The organism is Verrucosispora sp. WMMA2044 (assembly GCF_027497155.1).
Taxonomy (GTDB): Bacteria; Actinomycetota; Actinomycetes; order Mycobacteriales; family Micromonosporaceae; genus Micromonospora; species Micromonospora palythoicola.
In genome coordinates, this window is the sequence record NZ_CP114913.1 from 4,076,637 (window position 1) to 4,102,608 (window position 25,972).

Below are 25,972 nucleotides of genomic sequence, written 5' to 3' on the forward strand. Positions count from 1 at the left end.
CCGGCCGTCGGACACCGGCCGGACCCGACTGCACACCCCGTGGCCGGGGGCGATCGAGCACGCACAGAGCTGCGCGCCGGCACAGGGTGTCGGCGCGCTAGGTGCGGTGGTGCTATTCAGTTGTGGCGACCGGTTGCGGCGGTCGCTCTCGTGCGACCAGGTGAGTTCGGCCGCTTGCGCGGCGACCAGGTGGGTTCGGCCGCTTGTGCGGCGACCAGGTGGATCAGGTCAGCGCGGGCTCGGCCAGACGGAGCAGATCGTCCGCCTCCGCCGCAGCCGCCGCGAGCCGATCGTTCTCGGCGCGCAGCCGCGTGACCTCGAACTCCAGTGACTGAACCCTGGCACGCAGTCGGGTGACCTCGTCGAGCAGGCGCCGGTCGGGCGCCGCACCTACGTGGCCGTAGAGGGCCTTCGCCATTTTTACTCCTTGATGTGCGCTGCCGGAGAGGCCGGCCAACGCGCGCCCATGTGAACGCGACTACCATTCCCACAATTTCTGGGCATGACCGGGCGCGACTGGCGACAACACCATATTGAGCCGACAGCCCCTGCTTCGTCAAGTTCTCGCAGGCCGTAGATCATCTAGGCGTCGGCCACACCCCTCGCGGGAGGCTGCCACCAGGCGCGGACACGCTCTGTCCGGACACCCCGACTCTACGCTGCGGAATCATCGAACACCTCACCCAGACGTACCGGCTCCTCTTAACTCTTCCTTAGCCAGATTGCCGCTGCTCAGACACAACACGTAGCGTCACCCCGGCCCGTAACTGACCCGTGGAGGCGACAGGCGTGCACGGCTGGAATGATCCGATCGACCCGGAGCGCACCCCGTGGCGAGCGGAACCGCCGACCGACGATCCGGCCTGGTTGACCGACCGGCCGGCGCCACGGTCGTCCTACCTGTTCGGCGACGATCCGGTGGAGCCGTCCGACGGGTGGTACCGCGACCAGCCGACCGAGCAGTGGCGGTCCGACGCTGCCGAGCACCCGGTGACGGAGACGTACCGGCAGGCGGAGCAGCCGTACCCGACAACGGAGCAGGACTGGTACGACGCCTCCGGCGCGCCGCACCAGCAGACCGGACGGCACCACCGCGACGACGAGCCCACCGCCACCGACTGGCCCGTGCACCACGCCGCGCCGCAGGAGAGCGCGTACGCCTACGATGATCGGCCCGACTGCTACACCGATCAGGCCGTCGGGTACACCGACCGGGCCGGCGCGTACGCCGAACCGGTCGTAAGCCCGCACTACGGCCCGCCGCAGACCGGGCACCGGGAACTGGCCGGTGTCGACGAGCCGGCGCTGGAGCCGACCGCCGCGACCCGTCGGTCCCGCCGACTGCCGCGCCCCCTGGTGATGGGAGGTGCCGCCGCGGCCGCCACGCTCGTGGTGAGCATCGGCGTCGCCGCCCTCGCGCTACCCGGTGACGACGCTCCGACCAACACGACGGCGGGCCAGGAACCGGTCGCCAGCGCCCCCGCCGCGCCGGAGGAGGATCCGGCGCTCACGCTCGACCTGCCCGAGAGCACCAGCCCGAGCGCCAGTCCCAGCCCCAGCGCCTCACCGAGCACCGCCACGGCAGCACCGTCACCGAGCCGGACCAGCCGGCCCAGGCCCGCGCCCTCGCGGAGCACGGCCCCCTCCCGGCTCGGCACCGACCGCCAGGGCAGTCCGAGCCGGGCCGCCTCGACCAGCCCGTCGCCCTCCGACGGCGTCACCGCCGAGGCGGCCGAGGTGGTCAAGCTGGTCAACGCCGAACGGGCGAAGGCCGGCTGCGGCGCGCTGAGCATCGACGACAAGTTGATGACCGCAGCCCAGCGGCACAGCCAGGACCAGGCCGACCACCAGAACATGTCGCACACCGGCAGCGACGGTAGCGATCCCGGCGACCGGATCGACCGGGTCGACTACGCCTGGCGTACCTATGGCGAGAACGTCGCGTGGAACCAGCGGACGCCCGCGGCGGTCATGGACGCCTGGATGAACAGCGACGGACACCGTGCCAACATCCTCAACTGCGCCTTCACCGAGATCGGCGTCGGCGTGGCGCGCAGCAACGGCCCGTACTGGACGCAGGTCTTCGCCGCACCGCGCTGAGTCGGCCGCGAATCCTTGTCGGGTCCGTGCTCGTTTGACCGGGTGGGTACGCCGGGACCCGGCGTACCGGGCTCGGGCGGCCCGACGCCGCCCCGCGACCTGCGGAGCTGGCGATGCGGTTCGGCCTGGGCGGGCGACCGGCCCGGTGGGTGCACCGCCGGGCGCTGCCGGCCGGCCTGACGTTCACGCTGCTCCTCACGGCTGCCGCCTGCCGGCCTGACCTCACCCCGCCCGGGGCACCGACCAGTTGGCCGACCACCTCGGCGCGGCACTGGCAGTGGCAGTGGCAGCTGGACGGGGTGCTCGATCCGGACGTCGAGGCGGACGTTTTCGTCCTCGACCCGGTCGACACCACCGCCGCGCAGACCAGCGAGCTACGTTCCCGGGACCGTCGGCTGGTTTGCCAGGTGCACATCGGTTCGGTGCACCCGACCGACCCCGACGCCAGCCGCTACCCGGCTCGCGTCCGCGGCGCGACGACGGCGCGGACCGGGCGCGTCTGGCTCGACGTACGCCGGTGGGACGTCCTGCGGCCGGTGCTGGCCGACCGGTTCCGGCTCTGTCGTGGAAAGGGTTTCGGCGCGGTGGTGTTCGCCGACGCCGACGGCTACGACAAGCGCTCCGGCTTCGCGCTGGAGTTCGACGACCAGTTGACGTTCAACCGTGAGGTCGCCGCGCTGGCCCGCTCGCTGGACCTCTCCCCCGGGCTGCTCAACAATCTGCCGCAGGTCGCCGCGCTGGCACCGGACTTCGACTTCGCCGTCAACGAGGAGTGCGTACGGCTGGACCGGTGCGACAAGTTGCTGCCCTTCGCCGACGCCGGCAAACCGGTGTTCCACGTCGAGTACACCGGTGCCACCATCGACTTCTGTGTCACAAGCGTCGGCTACGGCTTCGCCTCGATCCGTAAGAACCGCTCCCTGGACGCCTGGCGCCTCCCCTGCCCGGCCCCCTGACCACACGTCCGGCCCCGGCAGAGGGCGAGGTCAGCGGCGCGAGCGGGGGCGCGGTTGGCAGCGGGGGCAGCTGTACGACGAGCGGTTCATGAAGGCCTCGCGGCGGATCGGTGCGCCGCAGCGACGGCAGGGCTGCCCCTCGCGCCCGTACGCGTTCAACGATCGGTCGAAGTAGCCACTCTCGCCGTTGACGTTCACGTAGAGGGCGTCGAAGCTGGTGCCACCCGCGGTGATCGCCTCACCGAGGACGTCCCGCACGTGCGCGAGCAGCCGGTGGGCGGCCGGGCCGGTGAGCGCGTCGGTGGACCGGGTGCCGTGCAGCCCGGCCCGCCACAGCGCCTCGTCGGCGTAGATGTTGCCCACGCCGGAGATCAGGCTCTGGTCGAGCAGCGCCCGCTTGACCTCGGTACGCCGCCGACGCAGCGCGGCCACGAACTCCGCGTCGGAGAACTCCGGATCAAGCGGATCGCGGGCGATGTGGGCGATCTCCGCCGGCAGCGTGCCGCCGCCCTCGCTCACCGCCAGCCCGCCGAACGTGCGCTGGTCGACGAAGCGCAGCTCGGGGCCGCCGTCGTCGAAACGGAACCGGACCCGCAGGTGCGTCTCGTCGGGCGCCTCCGCCGGTTGCAGCAGCAGTTGCCCGGACATCCCGAGATGCCCGACGACGGCGTCCCCGCTGTCCAGCGGCAGCCAGAGATACTTCCCGCGTCGACGGACGTCGAGTACCTTCCGGCCGGCCAGCACGTCGGCGAAGTGCGCGCCGCCGGGCACGTGGCGACGGACCGCCCGGGGGTGGCGTACCTCCACCGAGTGGATCCGACGGCCGGTGACCCAGCGGGACAGGCCCTGCCGGACGGTCTCCACCTCCGGCAGCTCAGGCATGGTGCGCCTGGGCCTCGACCTCGTCGACCAGCTCCCGCTGGCCGTCCACCGTCCCGTTGACCTGGCCGTCGACCGAGCCGTCGGCGGCCGTCCCGGCCTGGTCAGCGGTCTTCTCCACCTGCTCGGCGGCTTTCTCCGCCTGCTCGGTGAGGGTCCGCCACGCCGACTCCGCCGCCCGCTGCTCGGCTTCCTTCTTGCTCCGCCCGTCGGCACCGCCGTACCGGTTGCCGGCCACCACCACCCACGCGGTGAAGGTCTTCAGGTGGTCCGGCCCGGTCCCCTCGATCCGGTACTCCGGAACGCCGAGGCCGAGTGCGGCGGTGAGTTCCTGGAGGCTCGTCTTCCAGTCCAGCGCGGCACCCCGGCCGGCGGACTCGGCCATCAGCGGGTCGAACAACCGGTGGATGACGATGGCGGCGGTGTCCAGGCCGTACTGGAGGTAGATCGCGCCGAGCAGCGCCTCGAGGGTGTCGGCGAGGATGCTGGCCTTGTCCCGACCGCCGGTGGTCTCCTCGCCCTTGCCGAGCAGCAGGTAGGGGCCGAGCCCGTCCGGGCCCAGGCCGCGCGCCACGTCGGCGAGGGCACGCATGTTGACCACGCTGGCGCGCAGCTTCGCCAGTTGGCCCTCCGGCAGGTCCGGATGGTTCTCGAAGAGCGCAGTCGTGATCACCACACCCAGCACCGAGTCGCCGAGGAACTCCAGCCGCTCGTTTGTGGGCAGGCCGCCGTTCTCGTACGCGTACGAACGGTGGGTCAGCGCGCGTTCCAGTAGCTCCGGGTCCAGCGAGACGCCGAAGGCGGCCTCCAGGTGGCCGATCTCGGGTCGCCGGCGCTTGTCGTTGCTCATGATGTGCGTACCTCGGTGTCGGTCGTGCGATCGGTGCGGTCCCCGCCGAGCAGCGCGGCGACCCGCTCGGTGGCGTCGCGCCGCCAGAGGTGGGCGGCCAGGGCGATGCCGGAGGCGATGTCGTCGGCGCGGGCGGCGCCGTGGCAGACGACGACGGTGCCGGCCACGCCGAGCAGCGCGGCGGCCCGGGGCGCGCCGCCGCCGGGCGGGTTCCCGCCGGCCATGGCGTACGCGCCTTCGATGGCTTTGAGCAGCACGTTACCGGTGAATCCGTCGGTGACCACCACGTCGGCGCTGGTGCCGAGGCAGACGTCGTAGCCCTCGACGAGCCCGACGTAGCGGGCATCACCGGGCAGCGCCGCCGCGCCGAGCATGGGGTCGGTGAGCCGGCGAGCCCGGTCACCCTTGCCGGCTTCGGTGCCCACGGAGAGCAGCCCCACCCGGGGCGCGGTGATGCCGTAGGCGACCGAGGCGTAGGCGGCACCGAGGGCGGCGTTGCGGGCGAGGGTCGCCGGGCTCGGCTCCAACGAACCACCCACGTCGAGCAGGACGACGGTGCCGGAGACGGCGGGCAGCGCGGCGGCGAGGGCGGGGCGCCGCACATCGGGCCAGCGACCGAGGACGAGGGCGGCGGCGGTGACGGTCGCACCGGTGGACCCCGCGGAGACCAACGCGTCGGCGTAACCGGCACGAACGGCCGCCACGGCCGCCCGGACGGTGGTGTCGGCACGCGCCGCGCTGGGGTCGTCGGCCATGTCGACCACGGAGTGGGTCGGTCGGACCGTGATCCGGTCCCGTTGCGCCGGGTCCAGGGCGTCGATCAACGCGCCGGCGACCCGGGTCGGCCCGACGAGAAGCAGGTGCAGGTCCGGGTCGTCGCGCACCGCCCGCAGAGCGCCGTCCACCACGACGGCGGGAGCGTCGTCCCCGCCGAGGAGGTCAACGGCGATCCGTGCGACGCCCGACTCCGTCTCGACGCCGACCGGCCTGGGCCGGCCGGCGTCGGCCGGAGTTGCGGACGACCGCCGGGGGGTGTGCGTCACCCGACCTGTGGTCGGGGACGTCACGCGCCGTCCGGGTCAGACCTCAAGGACCTGGCGGCCGTTGTAGGTGCCGCAGACCGAGCAGGCGGCGTGCGGCAGCTTCGCGGACTTGCACTGCGGGCAGGCGACGGTCGCGACCGCCGCGGCCTTCCAGTTCGCCCGGCGGGACCGGGTGTTGCTGCGCGACATCTTGCGCTTGGGGACGGCCACGGTTCTTACTCCTCTGTACGGGTCAGTTGCGACAGGCCCGCCCAACGCGGGTCGATCTGCTGGTGGCTGTGATCGGCCGGCAGATCGTCCCGGTGCACCCCGCATTCGGGGCACAGACCTGGGCAGTCCTGACGGCAGAGCGGGTTGTTCGGCAGCGCGAGCACCACCGCGTCCCGCAACGCCGGTTCCAGGTCGATCAGGTCTCCCTGCATTCGACCGACCTCGTCTTCCTCGGTGGTGGCGTCCGTGGTGCTGTTCTCGTACGCGTACAGCTCCTGGATCGTCACCGTCACCGATTCGTTGATCTCGCGCAGGCAGCGGCCGCACTCGCCCCGGATCGGACCGCTGACGGTCCCCGAGACGAGCACACCCTCGGACACCGACTCCATCCGCAGATCGAGGTCGAGGTCCGCGCCCTCCGGCACGCCGATCAACTCCACGCCGAGGTCCGACGGTGCCGGGACCACCCGTTCGACGGTACGCAGAGCACCAGGTCGGCGTGGCAGCTCCCTCGTGTCGAGGACCAGCGGCGACCTGGGGTCGAGTGAAGTGGGTGAGTTCTTGGGCATAGTCAGACTCCGGCCGGTGAGAGGCCGACAAACGAGGTTACCTGGACGGACGCCCCAGCGTCGAACCGGGGTGACCAGCCGCAGTGGCGGTCGGTCCCGGCGGTGGCGGGCAGTCCGGTCGGCGGCGGACGATCCGTTCGGCGGCAGCGGTGCGAGATCAGAAGGGCAGCGGTCGCTCCGCCTCGTCCCCGGCGAAGGTGCCGATCTCCCGCAGCGCGTGCATCTTGTCCCGGCCGCGCTCTATCGACGCCAGCGCCCGGGTGAGGAACTGTTCGAAGTTGGCCAGCGCGGTGTCGACGTAGTCGTCGACCTCCTCGCGCAGCCGCTGCGCCTCCGCCCGCGCCTCGGCGATGATCCGGGCACCCTCGTGCTCGGCGGAGACGGTGATCTCGTTCACCGAGACCAGGCGGGCGTGTTCCGCCTCACCCTCGCTGATGATGCGGTCGGCCTCCCGCTTGCCGGCCTCCATGATCTTGTCCCGCTCCTCCAGCAGGGCAGCGGCGCGGCGCAGGTCGGCCGGAAGCCCTTCGCGCAGTTCGTCGAGGGCCCCGATCATCTCACTCCGGTCGACCATGCAGTTGTTGCGCGACATCGGCACGGAGCGCGCCTGCTCCACGATGTTGATCAGTTCGTCGATGCGGTCGAGCGGGTCCACCGGTACCTCACTCCTGTCATTCGTCGGGCCGACCTACATCATGCGGGCTGCGGCCGATTTCCCGCTTCACCCAATGATGTCGTCCCGTACCAACCCCGCACCGACCCCTCCCCGGGCGTGTCGCACCACCCCACCTCGCGATCTCGCCCGTTCCGTCCCGGCAAACCGCGGTAGAAGCGGCACAGCGGCGACCAGAACGGCACGATCGAGAGCTGGTCAGGGTGGTGGGGGGACCAGGCGGGCCTTGAGGGCGTCGCGGACCACGTCGGGGACGTGGGGGGTGACGTCGCCGCCCCACTTGGCCACGTCCTTCACCAGGCTCGACGAGAGGAAGGAGTAGAGCGGGTTGGTCGGCATGAACAGCGTCTCGACCCCGGCGAGACCGATGTTCATCTGCGCCATCTGCAACTCGTAGTCGAAGTCGCTGACCGCCCGCAGTCCCTTGATCAGCACGGTCGCCCGCTGCGCCCGGCAGAAGTCCACGAGCAGGCCCCGGAAGGACGCCACCCGCACGTTGCCGTAGGAGGCGGTCACCTCACGGAGCATCTCGATCCGCTCCTCGACGGTGAACAGGCCGCTCTTCGACTGGTTGACCAGTACGCCGACGATCACCTCGTCGAACAGCCGGCTGGCCCGGCCGATGATGTCGAGGTGACCGTTGGTGACCGGGTCGAACGATCCGGGACACACCGCACGTCTCATGATCGGCGACCGTACCAAAGGGTGGTCTCGCCGTACCGGCGACTGCGCTGGCCAGTGATGCCTTCCACCCACTCGACCGGTGCGCCACGGCTGGACCGCTCCACCACCACCACCGCCTCCGGCGCCAGCCATCCGCCGTCGACCAGAGCGGCGAGCATCGTGCGGACGCTGTCGTCCGGCAGCGCGTACGGCGGATCGGCGAAGACGACGTCGTACGGCTCGCCCGCCACGGCGGCGGCCAGGACGGTGGCGACCTTGCCGGCGACCAGCCGGGCCGAGGCGCCGACCCGCAGCGCCGTCAGGTTCTCCCGGATCACCCGGGCGGCGCGCGGGTCGGACTCGACAAGCAGTACGTGCCCAGCGCCCCGCGACAGCGCCTCCAGGCCGACCGCGCCCGAGCCGGCGTAGAGGTCGGCGAAGCGGGCACCGTCGAGGTCCATCTCGGCCTCGACCGCACTGAACAACGCCTCACGTACCCGGTCGGAGGTGGGTCGGGTGCCGGCACCGGGCGGGGCGGCGATCCGCCGACCGCCGAGGCTGCCCGCGACGATGCGGGTCATCGCTCGCTCCTGCTCACCTTCGTGACGCTACGCGAGACCAGAATCGGAGCGGGCGGCCCCCGCTTGATCACCGTGGGTGGATCAATGATCTCACATTCATAACATCTCACTTAAGCTTCCCTGAGGGCTGTTTCGTTTCTCACGATCTCGCTAGGGTCTGCCCGGTGCCGGCGTCATGGCCGCCGGTCATCGGCACGGGAGGCACCCTCTCAGGCGCGGCACGTGCCGCCAGCGCCGTCCGTCCCGCCCGCGCCGACCCTGACGCTTCTTTACCCCGGGAGTACGCGTGATCCGACCCAAGCTGTCGCTCCGGCGGCCGCTGGCTGTCCTGGCAGCCGCCCTCATCGGCCTGACCGGAGCGGCGGCGGTGGCCACCCCCGCCGCCGCACACCACACCACCATCACCGCCACCGTCGTCTGCGACCAGCTCAGCGGTGAGCGGGTGATCACGTGGACGGTGGCCAACAGCGAGCGCAGGACTGCCGCCACGGTCAAGAAGGTGACCGCCGAGCCGTCGACTCCGGTCCAGGTACTCGTGCCGGGTGCCGACCCTGTCGACCTGCAGGGCGTGGCGATCCCCCGGAACGGCTCGGTCCAGGCCGTACAGCGCGTTCCGGGCGACACCGCCAGCGCCAAGCTCATCGTCGAGGGCCGCTGGGACAACCGGCGGGAGAGGACCAACGAGGGCACCATCAACCTCGCCGCCGACGGTGCGTGCACGCCGGCGCCGAAGTGCGTCGACGCCAGCGAGGCGAAGTACAGCCACACCTTCGACGGCCCGAAGGGCACGGCGACGGTCAAGCTGGAGGGCGACCTGCCGCTGTGCGGCGAGGAGAAGCAGTACTTCACCCTGGTGTCGTACTTCGCCCCGCGCCCGCAGTTCGCCACCCCGCAGTACGTCTACGGCGAGCCGGACAGCGACTTCCTCGGCGCCGGCCAGAACGAGATCGAGCTGAACGTCGGTGTCCCGGACTGCCACACCCAGGTCGACCTGATCTGGGGCGGCGTCGACGAGGTCATCGACCCGCTGGTCGAGGACGGTCCGCGCTACGGCTCGAAGAAGCTGGGCGAGAACGCTGCTCCCGGCAACCGCTCGTCGGGCCCGAAGGGCTGGTACAACGGCGGCAGCAAGAACTGCACCACCCCGGCGTCCACCTTCGCCTCCGCCTGCGACGGCAGCGTCACCGTCTCGCTGAGCAACGACGGTTCGATCTCGAAGTACCCGGTCGAGTTCGAGGTCCGGGGCGAGAACGGCTGGTCCAAGACCGTCACCGTCGCGCCGGGCAAGGCCGACAACGAGACCGTGGTGCCCGCCGAGAACGCCGGCAAGATCGAGGTGCTGGTCGACGGCGAGGTCATCGAGAACGGCACGTACTCCTGGGAGCGTCCCGAGGACTGCCCGCTGCCGACGGTGACCACCGACGCGGACTGCGAGACCTTCGGGCTGACCGCGTCGAACCCGGAGGGCGGCATGCCGGTCAAGGTGGAGTTCACCTACGGCGACAAGACCGAGACCCGTACCGTCGCCCCGGGCTCGTCGGAGAAGGTCACCTTCCCGGCCGGTGACGAGGAGGCGGCGCTGGTCGTCCTGCCGGAGCTGGGCCTGGAGCTTGAGGTCGTCTACGCGCCTGAGGGCTGCGGTGGCGGTGGCGGCGGCGAGGAGCCGCCGGGCCTGCCGGTGACCGGCGCGGCGGCCGGCGGCATCGCCGCGGGCGCGATCGCCCTGCTGGCGCTGGGCGCGGTCCTGTTCGTGATGGCGCGGCGGCGGCGGATCCACTTCACCGCCTGAGCCGAGCCGGCCAACTGAATTGATCTGAACCGCCCCGGTCGCCCATATGGGCACCGGGGCGGTTCACGTTTCAGCGCAGGTCCTCCGACCGGCCGACCTGTCGAAGCCTGAGGGCGCTGCCGACCGGCGCACGACCGTGGCGTCGACCACCAACGGACGGTCAGCCCTTTTCGAGGTACTCGGCGCGGTCGGCGTCGACCAGCGCGGCCACCGAGGCGGCGAGCGCCGGATGCCGGGCCAGCGCCGGATCCTCCTCGACCAACGCGATCGCCTCCGCCCGCGCGTCCCGGATCAGGTCCGCGTCGCGCAGCAACGACAGCAGGCGCAGGTGCGAACGACGGCCGGACTGGGTGGCGCCCAGCACGTCCCCCTCCCGCCGCTGTTCCAGGTCCAGCTCGGCGAGCTTGAAGCCGTCGGTGGTGGAGGCGACGGCGTCCAGCCGCTCCCGTGCCCCGCTGCCTTCGGCCGCCTCGGTCACCAGCAGGCAGAGCCCGGGTGCGCTGCCCCGGCCCACCCGGCCACGCAACTGGTGCAGCTGCGAGACGCCGAACCGGTCGGCGTCCAGCACCACCATCATCGTCGCGTTGGGGACGTCCACCCCCACCTCGACCACCGTGGTGGCCACCAGCACGTCCAGCTCTCCGGCGGCGAAGGACCGCATCACCGCGTCCTTCTCGTCGGCCGGCAGCCGACCGTGCAGGACCCCGATCCGCAGCCCGTGCAGCGGCCCGTCGGCCAGCAACGGCGCGACGTCGGTCACCGCCAGCGGTGGCCGACGTTCCGAGTCGTCGACCGCCGGCGGCTCCTCCTCGGCCCCCGACGTCGAATCCCCGATCCGAGGACAGACCACGTACGCCTGGTGGCCGGCGGTGACCTCCTCCCGCAGCCGCCGCCAGGCACGGTCGAGGAAGGCCGGCTTCTCCGCGGCCGGCACGACGTGCGAGGCGATCGGCGAACGACCGCGCGGCAACTGGGACAGGGTGGAGATCTCCAGGTCGCCGTAGACCGTCATGGCCACCGTACGAGGGATCGGGGTGGCGGTCATCACCAGTACGTGCGGCGGCTGCTCCGCCTTGGCCCGCAACGCGTCGCGCTGCTCAACGCCGAACCGGTGCTGTTCGTCGACCACGACCAGACCCAGGTCGGCGAAGTCGACCCCCTCGTAGAGCAGCGCGTGGGTGCCGAGCACGATGCCGGCCGCGCCGCTGGCGACCTCGGCCAGCGCCCGCCGCCGCGCCGCCGCGCCCAGCGAGCCGGTGACCAGTTCCACCCGGGTGGCGTGCTCGGCGGCGCCCAGCTCACCGGCCTGGGCGAGCGGGCCGAGCAGATCGAGCATGCCCCGGTGGTGCTGGGCGGCGAGCACCTCGGTGGGGGCCAGCAACGCGGCCTGCCCGCCCGCGTCGACCACCTGGAGCATGGCCCGCAGCGCCACCACGGTCTTGCCGGAGCCGACCTCGCCCTGCAACAGCCGGTGCATCGGGTGACCGGTCGCGAGGTCGGCGGCGATCTCGACACCGACGTCACGCTGCCCGGCGGTCAGCTCGTACGGCAACCGGGCGTCGAAGACGTCGAGCAGGCCACCCGGTCGCCCCGGACGGGGGCGCGCGGGCGACGCGGCGGCGTCCCGCTTGCGGCGGACCAGGGTCACCTGCACGGCGAACGCCTCGTCCCACTTCAGCCGCCGACGGGCCCGGTACAGCTCCTCCCGACTGGACGGCCGGTGGATCTCCCGTAGCGCGGTGCCCAGGCCGACCAGGTTCCGACCGGCCCGCACCGTCGCCGGCAACGGATCCTCCGGCGGGGCCACCGTGTCCAGCACCACCCGGACGCAGCGGGCGATCACCCAGGTGGGCACCGCCGCCGCGGCCGGATAGACCGGAATGAGTGCCCCGGCGAACTCCTCGATCTGCTCGCTGGCCGCCGCCTCGCTGTCGGTCTGTTCCCCGAGCAGGACGTACTCCGGCCCGTTGAGCTGCCGCCGGCCGCGGAACTCGGTGACCTTCCCGGCGAACAGCCCCCACCGGCCCGGCCGTAGCTCCCGTTCGCGCCACGCCTGGTTGCCGAAGAAGGTGAGGGTGAGGCTGCCACCGGAGCCGTCGCCGACGGTGACCTCCAGCAGGTTGCCCCGCCGCTGCCGCATCGGGCGTACGGCGGTGCGCTGCACCTGGGCCAGCACGGTGACCTGCTCGCCGACGTCCAACGCGCGGATGTCGGTGTGCTCGCCACGCTCGTCGTAGCGGCGGGGGAAGTGGTAGATCAGATCACCCGCGGTGTGCAGGTCGAGGTGGCCGCCCAACGCCTTGGCGGTCTTCTCACCGACCAGCTTCTTCAGCGGGGTGTCCAGATCGGACGGCTCGGCGGTCATTCGACACCGACCAGCAACGGATGGTGCGGTTGCCCACCCGGGTACGCCTGCACCTCGACGAAGGGCCAGCGGGCCGTGATGTGCGTGCGCACCGCGTCGAGCAGCCCGTCGGGGGCGTCGGCGCCGACGAGCAGGGTGACCAGCTCGCCACCACCGCCGAGCATCCGGTCGACAAGTGCGACGCAGGTGTCCACCAGGTCGACGCCGATCAGGTTCACCTCCCCCTCGACCAGGGCGAGCACGTCACCGGCGTGGCACGGGCCGGCGACGGTGAGCGCGTCCCGGCCGGCCCGGCACACCTCGGCGTACCGGCAGGCGCCGGCCGCCTCGGCCATCGCGATCACGTCGTCGGCGAAGCGACGCCCCGGATCGCGTACGGCCAGCGCCGCCAGCGCCTGCACCGGTGAGCGGGTCGGCACCACGGCCACCTCCACCCCCAGCCGGTGCGCCTCCTCGACGACCTGGTTCGCCACCGCCTGCGCGGCCGGGTCGTTGGGCAGCACCACCACACGGGCCGCGCCGGTGGCGCGTACCGCGTCGAGCAGTTCACCGGTCGACGGATCACCGGGCACCACCACCGCTCCCTCGGCGGCGAGCAGCTCGGCGATCCCGGCACCCGCGGCCACCACCACGGCGGCCCGCCCCTCGGACGACCGGGGCGGTACGGGCTCCGGTTGGTCGGCGAAGCGGGTCACCGCGATCTGGTGCGGGCGGCCGGCCACCACGCCCGCCTCGATCGCCGCGCCGACGTCGTTGACGTGCACATGGACCTGCCAGGTGCCGTGGTCACCGACGACCACCAGGGAATCGCCGAGGCCGGCGAGGGTGGCCCGCATCCGCTGCACCGCGGCGGGCTCGGCGTCGAGCAGGAACTGCACCTCGTAGGCGTACTCGGTCGAGCCGGTCTCCCGCGCGACGGTGACCGGCGGCCGCACCGCCGAGAAGCTGGGCGCCGGCCGCACCGGGCTGTCCCCCGCCACCACCTCGACCAGCGCGTCGAGCAGCAGGCACAGCCCCTGCCCACCGGCGTCGACCACCCCGGCCCGGGCCAGCGCCGGCAACTGCTCGGGGGTACGGGCCAGCGCGCCGGCCGCGGCGTCGGCCGCCGCCCGGGCCACCACGCGCAGCTCGTCGCTGCCGGCCCGCTCGGCCGCGTCGGCCGCGGCCGAGACCACCGAGAGCAGGGTGCCCTCGACCGGGCGGGCCACCGCCGTGTACGCCGCGTCGGTCGCCTCGCGCAGCGCCGCCGCCAGCTCCCGGCCCCGTACCTGCGGGGCGGCGGCCAGCGCGTCGGCGAGGCCGCGCAGGATCTGCGACAGGATCACCCCCGAGTTGCCCCGCGCGCCCAGCAGGGCACCCCGGGCCATCAGGCGCAACGCGTGCCCGTGCGCGGTCGCGACGCCGTCGGCGTGGGTGTCGAGATCCATCGCGAGCGCCTGGTGTGCGGAGGTGAGGGTGAGCACCAGGTTGGTGCCGGTGTCACCGTCGGGCACCGGGTAGACGTTCAGCTCGTCGATCTCACCCTGATGCCGCTTGAGCGCGGCCAGGCCGCTGGCGCACCAGCGGCGCACGGCGGCGGCGTCGAGGGTGTCCAGCACGGTGGCAGCCTACTGGCGTACGCTGACACTCGCCCGGCACCGGGTGGGTGCGCCCCGGTCGGGTTTCCCGGCATGGTGCTGCCCGCGTCGGATGCCGAGCCGTCTCGGTGGCCGAGCCCGGTTGGGCGGGCGGTTCCCCCATCGGGTACCCTGGCCAGGTTGCCCGGGCTGCGCCTGGTGCCGACTTCATGAACGTTTCAATCCCAGGAGTATCCCGTGGCTAGCGTGTGCGACGTCTGTGGCAAGGGGCCGGGCTTCGGCCACAACGTGTCCCACTCGCACCGGCGGACCAACCGCCGCTGGAACCCGAACATCCAGTCGGTGCGCACCCCGGCCGGTGGCGGCACGACCAAGAAGCTGAAGGTCTGCACGTCCTGCATCAAGGCCGGCAAGGTCGCCCGCGCCTGACGCGGTAGCACCCGGACATCACGACCGTCACACCGGCGGGCCCCGACGGGCCCGCCGGTGTCGTCGTGTCCGCGGGAGCCGGGGGCTCAGAGCGTGCGGCCGAACGACAGGCAGCCGGGCTCGTCGGCGTAGAAGCCGAAGTTGGGGATCCGCTCGTAGCCGGCCGCCTTGTACAACGCGATCGCCTCGGGCTGGCGGTCACCGCACTCCAGGATGATCCGTCGGCGGCCGTTTTCCCGGGCCGAGCGTTCGATGGCCGCCAGCACCGTGCGGGCCACCCCCCGCCCCCGCGCCTGCGGCGCGGTGTACATCCGCTTCACCTCGGCGGCCTGGTCGCCGTGGCTGCGCCAGCCGCCGCAGCCCACCGGCTGCCCGTCGATCCGGGCGACCAGGAACGCCCCGGCCGGCGGTACGAACTCACTCGCGTCGACCGGGGTCTCGTCGCCGCTGCCGCCGTAGCGGGCGCCCAGATCGGCCAGGGTCGCAGTGATCAACCGCTGGGCCACCGGAGAGTCGAACGGCACCATGTGGATCTCAATTTCGGGCACCCGTGCAGGGTACGACGCGACCGGCGGCACCCCGCCGGGTGGCCGATGGTCAGCGAAAATGGTCCCAACCGGGCGGGCCGTCGAACGGTCGGCCGTCCACGGTCACGCCGGCACCCTCGGTCACCCGACCGATCGCCCGCCAGCCCGCTGGCAGGGCCGTCGCCGGGGGAAAGGTCGCCGCCAGCGCGTGGTCGTCGCCACCGGCCAGCAGCCAGGCGTACGGGTCGACGCCGAGCGCCTGCGCGGCGTCGCGCATCTGCGGCGGCACCTCGAAGGCGTCCCGGGTGATGTCGACGCCCACCCCGCTGGCCTTCGCCACGTGCCCCAGGTCGGCGAGCAGCCCGTCCGAGACGTCGATCATGGCGGTGGCGCCGAGCCGGGCTGCCTGCGGTCCGGCCCGGTAGGGCACCTCCGGCCGTCGATACGCCTCGACCAGCAGCCGGGGCGTCCGGAAACCACGGGAGAGCACGGTGAACCCGGCCGCCGCGTACCCGGTGCGACCGGCCAGGGCGAGCAGGTCACCGGGTCGGGCACCGGCCCGGGTGACCGGTGACCGACCGCCCAGGTCACCGAGCGCGGTGACCGCGATGGTGAGCGTGGGGCTGGCCGACATGTCCCCGCCCACCACGCTGGCCCCGACCCCGGCCGCCTCGGCGCCGAGACCGTCGGCGAGCTGCTCCATCCATCCGGTCTCCATGTCGGCGGGTACGCAGAGGGCCACCAGCAGGGCCGTCGGCTCGGCCCCCATGGCCGCCACGTCGGCTAGGTTCGCCGCCGCCGCCCGCCGACCGATGTCGTGTGCGCCGGACCAGTCGCGGCGGAAGTGCCGTCCCTCGACCAGCACGTCGGTGGTGGCGACCACCCGGGCGTCCGGCGCGGCGACCACCGCCGCGTCGTCCCCCGGGCCGAGCAGCACCGTCGCGCCGTACGACAACCGGGCGGTCACCCGGTCGATCAGCCCGAACTCGCCGACACCCGCGACGCTCACCACGACACTCCCCCGCGCTCGCTGCGCTCGCTCACGACGGAACTCCGCTCCGCTGCGTACCGCCGTGAGGCACCACCGCCCTGAGCCTGATGGCTCGCTCGCTACGCTCGCTCACTGCTTCTCCTTGGCCACCGATCGGGATCAGCCCTGGTCCGTAAGGTACTTTCTCCCTTCGGGCCGCCTTGCCGGCGGCGACGGAGGGAGGTCGAGCGTGGTACAGGCGTACATCCTCATCCAGACAGAGGTCGGCCGGGCACGTGACGTGGCCGGTCTCATCGCGGACCTCGCCGGCGTGGTCCGCGTCGACGCGGTCACCGGGCCGTACGACGTGGTCGTGCTCACCGAGGCGAACACCGTCGACGAGCTCGGCAAGCTCATCGTCAGCAAGGTGCAGATGGTGCCCGGCATCACCCGCACGCTCACGTGTTCGGTGGTGCGCCTGTAAGTGGACGAGCACTCGAACTCCCCTGTCGCCCAGGTCGACCGGCCGGACGCGAAGGCACCCGACCGGACCAACCGCAGCGCGGCGCTGATCGCCACCGCGGTGGCGCTGCCGGTGACCCTGCTGGTGGGCGCGCTCGCGCTGAACAGTCTCTCGCCGGAGGAGCCGGCCGCCGCGCCGCAGCCGTCGGCGAGCACACCCGGCCCGATCTCCACCGCGCCGGTCGAGATGGCCGCTCCCCAACTCGGCGAGCGCCCGACCGTCGTCTGCCGTGCCCTGTTGTCGCAACTGCCCGACTCGATCCGCGACCTGCCGCAACGACCGGTGAGCGCCGGTCCCGAGCAGAACGCCGCGTACGGCGACCCGGCGGTCACGGTGGCCTGTGGTGGTACCGAGCCGCAGGTGCGGCCCGACGACCACCTCTACCTGGTCAACTCGGTCTGCTGGTACGCGGTGGAGGGGCCTGACGCGACGGAGTTGACCACGGTCGACCGGGAGACGGCGGTGACCCTGCGGGTACCGAACTTCCACGGCGAGGCGTTGCAGTGGGCCTCCCCGGTCTCCGCCACCATCGTCGAGTCGATCCGGTCCTCCGGCACGGCACCGTCCGGCTGCACCTCCTGACGCCCCGGGGCCGGCCCCGTCCGGTGCCGGGGCTGCGCGTCGAGCAGCGCGGCGGGGCTCAGTACTGCCCGGGCCCCCGGGTCAGCGCCGTCCGGATGAGCCGGTCGACCAGCTTCGGGTACTCCAGCCCGGCGGCCGCCCACATCCTCGGGAACATCGACGTCGGCGTGAAACCGGGCATCGTGTTGATCTCGTTGAGGTAGACGTCGAGGTCGGGCGTGACGAAGAAGTCGACCCGGGCCAGGCCGGCGCAGTCCAGCGCGGTGAACGCGCGTACGGCGTAGTCGCGTACCTGCCGGGTGACCCGCTCCGGCAGGTCGGCGGGAATGTCGTACTCGCAGGCGGTCTCCGCGTCGATGTACTTGGCCTCGAAGTCGTAGAAGTCGTAGTCGCCGACCACCCGCACCTCGGCCAGCACGGACGCCTCCGGCGCGCCACCGGCCTCGCCCTCCAGCACGCCGCACTCGATCTCCCGACCGACGATGGCGCCCTCGACCAGCACCTTGCCGTCGATCTGCCGGGCGGTGGCGAGGGCCGCGTCCAGGTCGTCCCAGTCGGTGACCTTGGTGATGCCGAAGGAGGAGCCGGCCCGGGAGGGCTTGACGAAGACCGGCAGGCCCAACCGTCGCTTGTCCGCCTCGCTGAGCGTTGTCCCGCTGCGGAGCACCGCGTACGGACCGACCGGGATGCCCTCGGCGGCGCAGAGCTTCTTGGTGAACTCCTTGTCCATCGCGGCGGCCGAGGCGAAGACCTTCGCTCCGACGTACGGGATGCCGGCCATCTCCAGCATGCCCTGGATGGTGCCGTCCTCACCGTAGGCGCCGTGCAGGACCGGGAAGACGACGTCCACGTCGGCGAGCGCCCGGGGCCCCTCGGTCGGGTCGAGCACCAGCAGTCCACCGCCGGTGGGGTCGGCACGCAGCACGATGTCCGTGCCGGACGCCGCGGTGATCTCCGGTAGCCGGCGGGCGTTGATGGCCAACTGACCGGGGTCACCGCTGGTGAGTACCCACTGGCCGGCTCGGGTGATACCGACCGGTACCACCTCGAACTCGTCCGGGTCCAGCGCGCCGAGCACACTGCCGGCGCTGACGCACGAGATGCCGTGTTCCGGGCTGCGGCCGCCGAAGACGATCGCCACGCGGGTCTTGCCTGGGGTGGTCACTGTGATCACCTTTCCGGGACGCACTGCTGGCGCTCTCCCGGATGACCTTACTGTGCGTGGCGGGTGGAGGTAGTCGATACCCTGCGGCAACGCAGCACGGCCGCAAACGGTCAACCAGTCATATACGCAACGTAACCACACCAGGGTGGTCAGCCGGCCAGCTCGCGCTCGCCGTACGCGTGTCGGCGACCGATGGCGAGCACCTTGACCCGCTGCCGGCCGGCCCGCACCATGCCCAGCGCCATGAAGGCCCCGGCGATCCGGTCGGCCGCCTCGCGGCTGCTCGCACCGACCACCTGGCGGCGACGCTCGGGGGCCAGCCGCTCGTTGCGGCCGTCCACCTCGTACGGGCGCACGTCGGTCAGCACCACCAGGAAACGTGTCATCGCCGGCCGCCCCGGCGCTCGCCGAAAACCCGCTGACCAGTCCGCACGTCGATTCCCTTCCGGTGGCCGACCAACTGGCGTGGCACGCGGCGGTCAGGTACGGGGGAAAACCCGACCGCCGCGCGCCCCATCCCCTCCGGTCGCTCACCACCACCGTCGCCACGACAACCGGCGGTGAGGACGCGCTAACAGATTGACAGCCTCATGGGCATGAATGCAACTCTCACTGGCGTTCTCTCATGTACAGCTTCCCAAATACGTGCGACTATCTATGTATGGCTCCGAAGACCGCCCGCGCCCGCCGGTTGGGCATCGCCCTGCGCCACCATCGCGAGGCCGCCGGCCTCACCCTGGAGACCGCGGCTGACGAGATCAACAGCACCCGCAGCACGCTCTCCCGCTACGAGAACGCGCAGACCCTGGTCAACCCGGCCACCGTGCGCGCCCTGCTCACCCTCTACGGGGTCGGCGCGGACGAGGTCGCGGCCGCCGTCCAGCTCGCCAAGGACGCGCGCAAGCCGGGTTGGTGGGTTTCCTACTCGTACCTGCTCGACCGGCGCACCATCGACTTCATCGCGTTGGAGGCCGAGGCGGTGGCCATCGCGAACTTCGAGCCGTCGGTGGTGCCGGGGCTGTTGCAGACCGCCGACTACATCCGCGGCGTGATGCGCGGCGGGCCGCACACCCTCAGCGACAACGACGTCGAGGAGCGGGTACGCATGCGACTGGACCGGCAGCAGCGGGTCTTCGAGGAGGACCCGCCGATCTTCGACGCGATTCTCGACGAGGCCGCGCTGCTGCGCCCGGTGGGTGACGACGCCGCGCAGCAGGGCCAGTTGAGCCACCTGCTCAAGATGAGCGAGCTGCCGAACATCACCGTGCAGGTGATCCCGTTGGCCGCCGGCTACCACCGGGGCACCCGGGGTTCCCTGCACATCCTCGAATTCGCCGACCCGGAGGATCCGATCATCGCCTCCGTGGAGACGGTCGCCGGGCAGATGATCCTCGATCGTCCCGGCGACCTGCGTACCTGCACCAAGATCATGGAACACCTGCGCACCGTCGCACTCAGCCCGACGGACAGTCGCGAGGCAATCTTCGAACTCCTGAAGGGACGGTAACGCGATGACACCGGAGATCAGCGCGGCGGTGGCCGTGACGGGATGGCGCAAGAGCAGCCACAGCGGCGACGAGGGAGCCTGCGTCGAGATGGCGGTCGTCCCCGGCATCGTCGCCGTGCGCGACTCCAAGGACCCGCACGGCCCCCTGCTGAGCTTCCCGCCGGCCGCGTGGCGCGCCTTCACCCAGGCACCGCCAACCCGCTGAGCCTCGGAGGAACCGCACCCCAGTGCCGCTGACCGGGCCGGTAAGGGCACCGCCGGCCCGGTCAGCCCCTCCGCCGTCGCCCGCTCAGTCGCCGACCAGCGGCGGCGGCGACGGCAACGCACGGATCGCCTCCAGCGCCGCCAGCGCCACGCCCCGCGCACCGGCCATGTCGCGGTCCGGCACCAGGGCGAAGGTGGCCAGGGCGGCCTGCTCCGCCCGGAGCAGCGTGTGCTCCCGCACGGCGGCCAGGAACCAGTCGCGGAACGCCGGGTCCGTCTCCACCACCCCGCCGCCGACGAAGTACGCGTGCGGATCGGTGAAGTTCGCCGCAATGGTGAACAGGGCACCGAGCGCCCTGGCCTGCTGGGCGAAGATCTCCCGGGCCAGCTCGTCGCCCCGCTCGCCGTAGCCGCGTACCAGCTTCGCCGCCCGCTGCGGCGACTCACCGGCCAGTGCATGCCCCGGGAAGCGGGTCAACCAGTACGGCAGCAGATTGTGCTCGATCGCGGTCAACGACACGACGCTCTCGACGTCACCGGCGAACCCGCAGGCGCAGGTCGGCACCGGCTGTCCCGGTGCCAACACGGTGGTCAGCGGAATCTGCACGTGCCCCAGTTCGCCGGCCATCCCCGCCGCCCCGGAGATCACCCGGCCGTGCTCGACCAGGCCACCACCCAGTCCGGTGCCGACGATCGCCGACACCGACGAGCGCCGCATCGCGTCGGTCCCGAAATGAACGTGATGGGCGTAGAGCGCGGCCGCGTTGCCGTCGTTGTGGTAGATCACCGGCAGCCCCAACCGACGTTCGAGGGCACCCCGGACGTCGTAGCCGCGCCAGGCCGGCTGGGAGAAGTTCGTGGACCCCTTCGACGAGATGACGCCGCTGGCACTGGCCGGGCCGGGGGTGTCCAGACCGACCGCGCCGACCTGGCCGCGGGACACCCCGGTGAGGGCCAGCACGCCGTCGAAGGCGTCCGCCATCGCCGCCACCGCCGCCTCCGGGCCCTCCTGCACGAGGCTCGGCGTCTCCACCAGGCGATCGACCAGGAACCGTCCGTCGAGCGTGAGCACGGTGGCGTTGTTGGTCGTGCCACCGTTGTCGATCCCGACCACCACCGTCGCGCCGTCCACCCGAGTTCCGCCTCCCACCGTCACAGCCTGACGTGAGGCTAGTTCTCGTACCGCCCGCCCGCCACGTCGTCCGGGCATCGGCCCGTCATCGCGGTGGCGTCGGCGGCGTCGTCACGCACCACCGACGGCACCAGGCCGGCCTCGCTCAGCACCGCCCGGAACCGCTCGACCTGCGTCTGGCCGACCTCGACCACCAGATGCCCGCCCGGCGCCAGCCACTGCGGCGCGGCAGCGGCCAACCGGCGCAGCACGGCCAGCCCGTCCGACCCACCGTCGAGTGCCGCGGCGGACTCGTAGCGGCGAGCCTCGGGGGGCAGCAGAGCCATCGCGACCGTCGGCACGTACGGGGCGTTCGCCACCACCAGATCGAGCCGGCCACGCCAGGCCGCCGGCAGCGGATCGAACAGATCCCCGGCGAGGACCGGCACCCCCACCGCCGCGAGGTTCCGCCGCGCACAGGCCACCGCCGCCGGATCCACGTCGACCGCGGCCAGCAGCCGGGGCGCGGCGAGTCGACGCGCCAGCACCCGGCTGATCGCACCGGAGCCGCAGCACAGCTCCACCACGGTCGCCGCCGGCCCGGTCACCGCCACGGCCGTCGACACCAGCAGAGCGGTACGCGCCCGGGGCACGAAGACGCCCGGGTCGACCTCGATCCGCTCGCCGCAGAACTCCGCCCAGCCCAGCAGGTACTCAAGCGGCTCGCCGGCGACCCGCCGGTCGACCAGATCCGCGAGCGTCTCCGGGCCGCCGTCGACGGCCAGCAGCAGGCGAGCCTCCTCCTCGGCCCACACACAGCCGGCCTGCCGCAACCGGGCGACCAGGGCGTCGTACCCGACCGGGAAGACCGACGCCCCCATCAGGCCGCGGCGTCCAGCGCGGCCGCGACGTCGGCGACCAGGTCGGCGGTGTCCTCCACCCCGCAGGAGAGCCGGACGAAACCGGGCGCGGTGTCGTCGCCCCACTGCGCCCGCCGGTCCGCCGTGGTGTGCAGGCCGCCGAAGGAGGTGGCCGCGGCGACCAGCCGGGCCGCGTCGAGGAAGCGGGCGACCCGGTCGGCGCTGCCGAGATCGAAGGAGAGCACGCCCGGCATCCGCCGCAGTTGCCGCACCGCCACCGCGTGCGCCGGGTCGTGCGGCAGGCCGGGCCAGCGCAGCCCGGCGACGTCGCCGCGCTCGGCCAGCAGCCGGGCCAGCGCCTGCGCGTTCGCCGTCTGCCGGGCCAGGCGCAGGTCGAGGGTGGCCAGCGACCGGTGGGCCAGCCAGGCGTCGAACGCGCCCGGCACGGCACCGGTCGCGGTACGCCAGGCGGTGACCGTCGACAGCAGCTCCGCCGACCGGGTGGCGACGTAGCCGAGCAACAGGTCGGAGTGCCCGGTCAACGCCTTGGTGCCGGAGGCCACGACCACGTCGGCACCGAGGTCCAGCGGTCGCTGCCCGAGCGGGGTGGCGGTGGTGTTGTCCACGGCCAGCAGGGCACCGGCGGCGTGTGCCCGCTCGGCGAGCGCCGGCAGGTCCACCACGTCGAGTCCCGGGTTCGCCGGCGTCTCCACCAGCACCAGCCGTACCCCGTCGAGGTCCGGGTACGGGCCGGCGGTCGGTGCGAACAGCACCCGTACGCCGTTGCCAGCGAGGGTGTCGGTGGCGAACGCGCGTACCGGGAAGTACCCGTCGGCGGGCAGCACCACCACGTCACCCGCCCGCAGCACCGCCAGCAGCAGGCCGGTTATCGCCGCCTGGCCGCTGGCGAAGACCCGACAGTCGCCGCCCTCCAGCTCACCGATCGCTGCCTCCAGCAGCCGGCGGGTCGGGTTGTCCGGACGCCCGTACCCGTTCGGGGCCGCCGCCGGGCCCTGCCACGGGTCGAGGTGGTACGGCGCGGCGAACACCGGCCCGGGCAGGAACGGCGCGCCGGGGGTGGGCTCGGGCAGACCGGCGTGCACGCACCGGGTGCCGTCCCCCGTCGACGGGTGGTCATGCGGCTGCGGGGCGTCGCGCTCGCTCATGGTGCTGCTCACTCCGGCTTCGTGGTGCGGCTCATCAGGGCCTGGACCGCCAGGCGCGGGTCCACCCCCTCGTGGCAGACCAGCTCGACCTGCTCGGTGATCGGCATCTCCACGCCGTGCGCGCGGGCCAGGTCCCGGATCGCCAGCGCGCTCTTGACCCCCTCGGCGGTCTGCCGGGTGGCCACCCGCGCCTCCTCCAGGGTGGCACCCCGGCCGAGGTGCTCGCCGAAGGTGCGGTTGCGGGCCGACGGCGACGAGCAGGAGGCCACCAGGTCACCCATCCCGGCCAGGCCGGCGAAGGTGAGCGGGTCCGCGCCGAGGGCGACCCCGAGCCGGGCGGTCTCGGCCAGGCCACGGGTGACAAGCATCGCCCGGGTGTTGTGGCCGAAGCCCATCGCGGTGGCGATGCCGTACGCCAACGCGATCACGTTCTTGACCGCGCCGCCCAGCTCACAGCCGATCACGTCGTCGTTGGTGTACGGGCGGAAGTAGGGCGTGGTGATCGACCGCTGCACCAGGGTGGCCCGATCGGAATCGGTGCAGGCCACCACGGTGGCCGCGGGTTGCTCCGCGGCGATCTCCGGTGCCAGGTTGGGGCCGGAGACCACCACCACCCGATCCGCCGCGACCCCGGCGGTCTCGACGATCACCTCGCTCATCCGTTTGGTGGTGCCGAGTTCGATGCCCTTCATCAGCGACACCAGGGTGGCCTCGGGGTGCAGGTGCTCCACCCACTCGGCGAGGTTGCCGCGCAGGGTCTGCGACGGCACCGCCAGCACCACCATCTCGGCGCCCTTGATCGCCTCGACCGGGTCGCCGGTCGCGGTGACCCGCTCCGGCAACACCACACCGGGCAGGTACTCCGGGTTACTCCGCTCGGCCCGGATCGCGTCGGCGATCGACTGTCGCCGCGCCCAGAGCGTCACCTCTCGGCCGGCGTCGGCGAGGATCTTCGCGAACGCCGTACCCCACGACCCCGCCCCCAGCACCGCCACCTGCCCACTCACGCCGCCGCCTCCCTACGGTCGGCGCCGCCGTGAGGCACCACCACACAGCACCGATGATTCACTCGCTGACGCTCGCTCATGCCGGCACTCCGCTGACGCTCCGTGCCGCCATGAGGCACCACCGCACCGCACCGATGATTCACTCGCTGACGCTCGCTCATGCCGCCGCCTCCGGGCGCTGGCGGTCGGGCTGGGGGCGGGTGGTGCGCTGCCACAGCGGCGGGGGTGTCCCGCCCCGGATGTCGGCGAGCATGTCCCGCAGCCGCAACATGATCACGTCGGTCATCTCCTCCAACACCTGGCGGCTCGGGGTGGCGCCGGCCCAGCGACTCAGGTCGATCGGCGGCCCGGCCACCACGGTCACCGGGATCCGGGGCCGCAGGTTGATCCGGGCCCGACGCGGATCGAAGATCCGCTCCGGTCCCCACATCGCCAGCGGCACCACCGGTGCGCCGGTGGCCAGCGCCAGCCGGGCCGCGCCGGTCTTGCCCTTCATCGGCCACAGGTCCGGCTCCCGGCTGGTGGTCCCCTCCGGGTAGATGATCACGGCGCCACCCGTGTCCAGCGCCTTGATCAGGGCGTCCAGCGACTTCACCGCGTCGACCGAGCCCCGCTCGACCGGAATCTGCCGGCACCGGTGCAGGATCCAGCCGATCACCGGCACCTTGAACACGCTCGCCTTGCCGAGGAACTGCGGCCATCGCCCGGCGTCGTAGACGAAATGCGCGGAGACCAGCGGATCGGCGTGCGAGATGTGGTTCGGCACGATGATCACGGGACCGTCCTGGTCCAGATGTTCCATACCCCGCCAGGTACGCCGGGTCCAGACGGTCATCACCGGCTTCACCAGCACCACGGCGAACCATTGCCAGAATCCCAGCCTCCGCCGACCCACCGTGCCTCCTCATGCCCACCCCGACCCGCCACCGGAGGAGCCCGGTGAGGTCCGCAGCGGAAATCATGCCTGCTCGCCCCGGGTACGGCCAGTGAGGGTACCGCCGCCCGGCTGGCAGGATGGCAGGCGTGACACAGCCCTGGACCGTGGTGGTGCCGGTCAAGCGCCTGGCAGCCGCGAAGACCCGGCTGCGTGGCGGGCTGCCGGGCGTACCCCACCAGGATCTGGCTCTGGCGCTGGCCGCCGACACCCTGGCGGCGGTGCGGGCCTGCCCGGTGGTGTCCGAGGTGCTGGTGGTCACCGACGATGCCCGGGTCGCCGGCGAGGCCCGGTCCGGTGGTGCCCGGATACTGCCGGACGTCGCGGACGCCGGGCTCAACGCCGCGTTCCGGCACGGCGCGGCGGGCGTCGTCGGCTGGGTGGCCGGGCTGACCGCCGACCTGCCGGCCCTGCGGCCGGCCGAGCTGGCGGCGGCGCTGCGTGCGGCGTTCACCGGACCGCGCGGGGTACGCCGGTTCGTGGCCGACGCCCCGGGCACCGGCACCGTGCTGCTGGCCGCCCCGCCCGGCGTACCCCTGGACCCCCGCTTCGGACCCGACTCGGCCGCCGCGCACGCGGCCAGCGGCGCCCGTCCACTCACCGGTGACTGGCCGAGCCTGCGGCGCGACGTGGACACCGCCGACGACCTGGCCGCCGCGGCGCGGCTCGGCCTGGGTCCGCGCACCACGGCGCTGACCGCCGGCTGCCTCACCGAGTCCTTCCGCACCTGAC

Annotated in this window: 29 protein-coding genes; 9 read left to right on the forward strand and 20 right to left on the reverse strand. The window is 72.6% G+C overall.

What is annotated here, in order from left to right:
- Nucleotides 1–223: 223 nt before the first annotated feature.
- Complete coding sequence (locus tag O3597_RS18515; protein ID WP_093401709.1) at nt 224–418, reverse strand: hypothetical protein; 195 nt, start codon at nt 416–418, stop codon at nt 224–226.
- Nucleotides 419–789: 371 nt separating this feature from the next.
- Here O3597_RS18515 and O3597_RS18520 point away from each other — a divergent pair, with 371 nt between their 5' ends.
- Nucleotides 790–2,100, forward strand: coding sequence for a CAP domain-containing protein (locus O3597_RS18520; protein WP_281601882.1), 1,311 nt, complete (start codon nt 790–792; stop codon nt 2,098–2,100).
- 113 nt (nt 2,101–2,213) lie between these two features.
- Nucleotides 2,214–3,056, forward strand: coding sequence for an endo alpha-1,4 polygalactosaminidase (locus O3597_RS18525; RefSeq protein ID WP_164445722.1), 843 nt, complete (start codon nt 2,214–2,216; stop codon nt 3,054–3,056).
- 30 nt (nt 3,057–3,086) lie between these two features.
- Here the strand turns inward: O3597_RS18525 and mutM are convergent, their stop codons facing one another.
- The 8 genes from mutM to rsmD all read right to left on the reverse strand — a co-directional run bounded on the left by mutM (nt 3,087) and on the right by rsmD (nt 8,524).
- Nucleotides 3,087–3,938: a bifunctional DNA-formamidopyrimidine glycosylase/DNA-(apurinic or apyrimidinic site) lyase gene (mutM, locus tag O3597_RS18530; protein ID WP_164445723.1), complete on the reverse strand. Its 852-nt coding sequence runs from the start codon at nt 3,936–3,938 to the stop codon at nt 3,087–3,089.
- Complete coding sequence (rnc, locus tag O3597_RS18535) at nt 3,931–4,785, reverse strand: ribonuclease III (RefSeq protein ID WP_164445724.1); 855 nt, start codon at nt 4,783–4,785, stop codon at nt 3,931–3,933. The genes mutM and rnc overlap by 8 nt, the downstream gene beginning before the upstream one ends.
- A complete protein-coding gene (locus tag O3597_RS18540) occupies nt 4,782–5,735 on the reverse strand; it encodes a phosphate acyltransferase PlsX (RefSeq protein WP_281604583.1) in 954 nt (317 codons plus the stop codon). Before O3597_RS18540 ends, rnc begins: the two co-directional genes overlap by 4 nt.
- A gap of 129 nt (nt 5,736–5,864) precedes the next feature.
- Entirely contained in the window at nt 5,865–6,038 is a 174-nt protein-coding gene (rpmF, locus tag O3597_RS18545; protein WP_091435485.1) for a 50S ribosomal protein L32, read from the reverse strand.
- A gap of 5 nt (nt 6,039–6,043) precedes the next feature.
- Complete coding sequence (locus O3597_RS18550; protein ID WP_164445726.1) at nt 6,044–6,607, reverse strand: YceD family protein; 564 nt, start codon at nt 6,605–6,607, stop codon at nt 6,044–6,046.
- Nucleotides 6,608–6,764: 157 nt separating this feature from the next.
- A complete protein-coding gene (locus tag O3597_RS18555) occupies nt 6,765–7,262 on the reverse strand; it encodes an ATP synthase F0 subunit B (protein WP_164445727.1) in 498 nt (165 codons plus the stop codon).
- 216 nt (nt 7,263–7,478) lie between these two features.
- Nucleotides 7,479–7,964, reverse strand: coding sequence for a pantetheine-phosphate adenylyltransferase (gene coaD / locus O3597_RS18560; protein ID WP_164445728.1), 486 nt, complete (start codon nt 7,962–7,964; stop codon nt 7,479–7,481).
- Nucleotides 7,961–8,524 (reverse strand): 16S rRNA (guanine(966)-N(2))-methyltransferase RsmD, encoded by a 564-nt coding sequence (gene rsmD, locus O3597_RS18565; protein WP_164445729.1) that lies wholly within the window; start codon nt 8,522–8,524, stop codon nt 7,961–7,963. The genes coaD and rsmD overlap by 4 nt, the downstream gene beginning before the upstream one ends.
- A gap of 286 nt (nt 8,525–8,810) precedes the next feature.
- Between rsmD and O3597_RS18570 the strand changes: the two genes are divergently transcribed.
- Entirely contained in the window at nt 8,811–10,313 is a 1,503-nt protein-coding gene (locus tag O3597_RS18570; RefSeq protein ID WP_281601883.1) for a cell wall anchor protein, read from the forward strand.
- A 160-nt stretch (nt 10,314–10,473) separates the two neighbouring features.
- Here O3597_RS18570 and recG read toward each other — a convergent pair whose 3' ends face one another.
- Nucleotides 10,474–12,678 (reverse strand): ATP-dependent DNA helicase RecG, encoded by a 2,205-nt coding sequence (gene recG, locus O3597_RS18575; protein ID WP_281601884.1) that lies wholly within the window; start codon nt 12,676–12,678, stop codon nt 10,474–10,476.
- Nucleotides 12,675–14,276 (reverse strand): DAK2 domain-containing protein, encoded by a 1,602-nt coding sequence (locus O3597_RS18580; RefSeq protein WP_281601885.1) that lies wholly within the window; start codon nt 14,274–14,276, stop codon nt 12,675–12,677. The genes recG and O3597_RS18580 overlap by 4 nt, the downstream gene beginning before the upstream one ends.
- A 216-nt stretch (nt 14,277–14,492) precedes the next feature.
- Between O3597_RS18580 and rpmB the strand changes: the two genes are divergently transcribed.
- A complete protein-coding gene (gene rpmB / locus O3597_RS18585) occupies nt 14,493–14,684 on the forward strand; it encodes a 50S ribosomal protein L28 (RefSeq protein ID WP_093401721.1) in 192 nt (63 codons plus the stop codon).
- Between the two features lie 86 nt (nt 14,685–14,770).
- Here the strand turns inward: rpmB and O3597_RS18590 are convergent, their stop codons facing one another.
- The gene (locus tag O3597_RS18590; RefSeq protein WP_164445732.1) at nt 14,771–15,232 is read right to left on the reverse strand and encodes a GNAT family N-acetyltransferase; all 462 of its coding nucleotides are present in this window, start codon (nt 15,230–15,232) and stop codon (nt 14,771–14,773) included.
- A gap of 49 nt (nt 15,233–15,281) precedes the next feature.
- On the reverse strand, nt 15,282–16,220 hold the full coding sequence (locus O3597_RS18595) for a thiamine-phosphate kinase (protein WP_281601886.1): 939 nt from the start codon (nt 16,218–16,220) through the stop codon (nt 15,282–15,284).
- A 211-nt stretch (nt 16,221–16,431) separates the two neighbouring features.
- On the opposite strand from O3597_RS18595, the gene O3597_RS18600 reads away from it, so the two are divergent.
- Nucleotides 16,432–16,665, forward strand: a complete 234-nt coding sequence (locus O3597_RS18600; RefSeq protein ID WP_013284547.1) for an Lrp/AsnC ligand binding domain-containing protein — start codon at nt 16,432–16,434, stop codon at nt 16,663–16,665.
- Nucleotides 16,666–17,286: a DUF3515 family protein gene (locus O3597_RS18605; RefSeq protein WP_281601887.1), complete on the forward strand. Its 621-nt coding sequence runs from the start codon at nt 16,666–16,668 to the stop codon at nt 17,284–17,286. It abuts the gene before it with no gap.
- 58 nt (nt 17,287–17,344) lie between these two features.
- On the opposite strand, the gene O3597_RS18610 is transcribed toward O3597_RS18605, so the two are convergent.
- Both O3597_RS18610 and O3597_RS18615 read right to left on the reverse strand, forming a co-directional pair.
- Nucleotides 17,345–18,451, reverse strand: coding sequence for a D-alanine--D-alanine ligase family protein (locus O3597_RS18610; RefSeq protein ID WP_164445735.1), 1,107 nt, complete (start codon nt 18,449–18,451; stop codon nt 17,345–17,347).
- 149 nt (nt 18,452–18,600) lie between these two features.
- Nucleotides 18,601–18,837: a hypothetical protein gene (locus O3597_RS18615; protein ID WP_164445736.1), complete on the reverse strand. Its 237-nt coding sequence runs from the start codon at nt 18,835–18,837 to the stop codon at nt 18,601–18,603.
- A 275-nt stretch (nt 18,838–19,112) separates the two neighbouring features.
- On the opposite strand from O3597_RS18615, the gene O3597_RS18620 reads away from it, so the two are divergent.
- Together O3597_RS18620 and O3597_RS18625 are read left to right on the forward strand one after the other, a co-directional pair.
- The gene (locus tag O3597_RS18620) at nt 19,113–19,958 is read left to right on the forward strand and encodes a helix-turn-helix transcriptional regulator (RefSeq protein ID WP_164445737.1); all 846 of its coding nucleotides are present in this window, start codon (nt 19,113–19,115) and stop codon (nt 19,956–19,958) included.
- A gap of 4 nt (nt 19,959–19,962) precedes the next feature.
- Nucleotides 19,963–20,163: a DUF397 domain-containing protein gene (locus tag O3597_RS18625; protein ID WP_164445738.1), complete on the forward strand. Its 201-nt coding sequence runs from the start codon at nt 19,963–19,965 to the stop codon at nt 20,161–20,163.
- Nucleotides 20,164–20,247: 84 nt separating this feature from the next.
- Here O3597_RS18625 and O3597_RS18630 read toward each other — a convergent pair whose 3' ends face one another.
- The 5 genes from O3597_RS18630 to O3597_RS18650 all read right to left on the reverse strand — a co-directional run bounded on the left by O3597_RS18630 (nt 20,248) and on the right by O3597_RS18650 (nt 25,201).
- Nucleotides 20,248–21,312 (reverse strand): ROK family protein, encoded by a 1,065-nt coding sequence (locus O3597_RS18630; protein WP_281601888.1) that lies wholly within the window; start codon nt 21,310–21,312, stop codon nt 20,248–20,250.
- Between the two features lie 20 nt (nt 21,313–21,332).
- The gene (locus O3597_RS18635; protein ID WP_164445740.1) at nt 21,333–22,154 is read right to left on the reverse strand and encodes a putative protein N(5)-glutamine methyltransferase; all 822 of its coding nucleotides are present in this window, start codon (nt 22,152–22,154) and stop codon (nt 21,333–21,335) included.
- Nucleotides 22,154–23,299: a cystathionine gamma-lyase gene (locus O3597_RS18640; RefSeq protein WP_281604584.1), complete on the reverse strand. Its 1,146-nt coding sequence runs from the start codon at nt 23,297–23,299 to the stop codon at nt 22,154–22,156. The genes O3597_RS18635 and O3597_RS18640 overlap by 1 nt, the downstream gene beginning before the upstream one ends.
- Before the next feature lie 8 nt (nt 23,300–23,307).
- A complete protein-coding gene (locus O3597_RS18645; protein ID WP_164445742.1) occupies nt 23,308–24,306 on the reverse strand; it encodes an NAD(P)H-dependent glycerol-3-phosphate dehydrogenase in 999 nt (332 codons plus the stop codon).
- Nucleotides 24,307–24,463: 157 nt separating this feature from the next.
- A complete protein-coding gene (locus tag O3597_RS18650) occupies nt 24,464–25,201 on the reverse strand; it encodes a lysophospholipid acyltransferase family protein (protein WP_164445743.1) in 738 nt (245 codons plus the stop codon).
- Nucleotides 25,202–25,329: 128 nt separating this feature from the next.
- On the opposite strand from O3597_RS18650, the gene cofC reads away from it, so the two are divergent.
- Nucleotides 25,330–25,971 carry a 2-phospho-L-lactate guanylyltransferase gene (gene cofC / locus O3597_RS18655; RefSeq protein WP_281601889.1) on the forward strand — a complete coding sequence of 214 codons (642 nt, stop codon included), beginning with the start codon at nt 25,330–25,332 and terminating at the stop codon, nt 25,969–25,971.
- Nucleotide 25,972: the final 1 nt, after the last annotated feature.

Coding starts and splice junctions, on each gene's coding strand:
- O3597_RS18525 (WP_164445722.1), top strand. CDS start 2,214: ATGCGGTTCGGCCTGGGCGGGCGACCGGCCCGGTGGGTGCACCGCCGG.
- coaD (WP_164445728.1), bottom strand. CDS start 7,964: ATGAGACGTGCGGTGTGTCCCGGATCGTTCGACCCGGTCACCAACGGT.
- rsmD (WP_164445729.1), bottom strand. CDS start 8,524: ATGACCCGCATCGTCGCGGGCAGCCTCGGCGGTCGGCGGATCGCCGCC.
- O3597_RS18620 (WP_164445737.1), top strand. CDS start 19,113: ATGGCTCCGAAGACCGCCCGCGCCCGCCGGTTGGGCATCGCCCTGCGC.
- mutM (WP_164445723.1), bottom strand. CDS start 3,938: ATGCCTGAGCTGCCGGAGGTGGAGACCGTCCGGCAGGGCCTGTCCCGC.
- recG (WP_281601884.1), bottom strand. CDS start 12,678: ATGACCGCCGAGCCGTCCGATCTGGACACCCCGCTGAAGAAGCTGGTC.
- O3597_RS18615 (WP_164445736.1), bottom strand. CDS start 18,837: ATGACACGTTTCCTGGTGGTGCTGACCGACGTGCGCCCGTACGAGGTG.
- O3597_RS18635 (WP_164445740.1), bottom strand. CDS start 22,154: ATGGGGGCGTCGGTCTTCCCGGTCGGGTACGACGCCCTGGTCGCCCGG.
- rnc (WP_164445724.1), bottom strand. CDS start 4,785: ATGAGCAACGACAAGCGCCGGCGACCCGAGATCGGCCACCTGGAGGCC.
- O3597_RS18640 (WP_281604584.1), bottom strand. CDS start 23,299: ATGAGCGAGCGCGACGCCCCGCAGCCGCATGACCACCCGTCGACGGGG.
- O3597_RS18550 (WP_164445726.1), bottom strand. CDS start 6,607: ATGCCCAAGAACTCACCCACTTCACTCGACCCCAGGTCGCCGCTGGTC.
- O3597_RS18625 (WP_164445738.1), top strand. CDS start 19,963: ATGACACCGGAGATCAGCGCGGCGGTGGCCGTGACGGGATGGCGCAAG.
- O3597_RS18515 (WP_093401709.1), bottom strand. CDS start 418: ATGGCGAAGGCCCTCTACGGCCACGTAGGTGCGGCGCCCGACCGGCGC.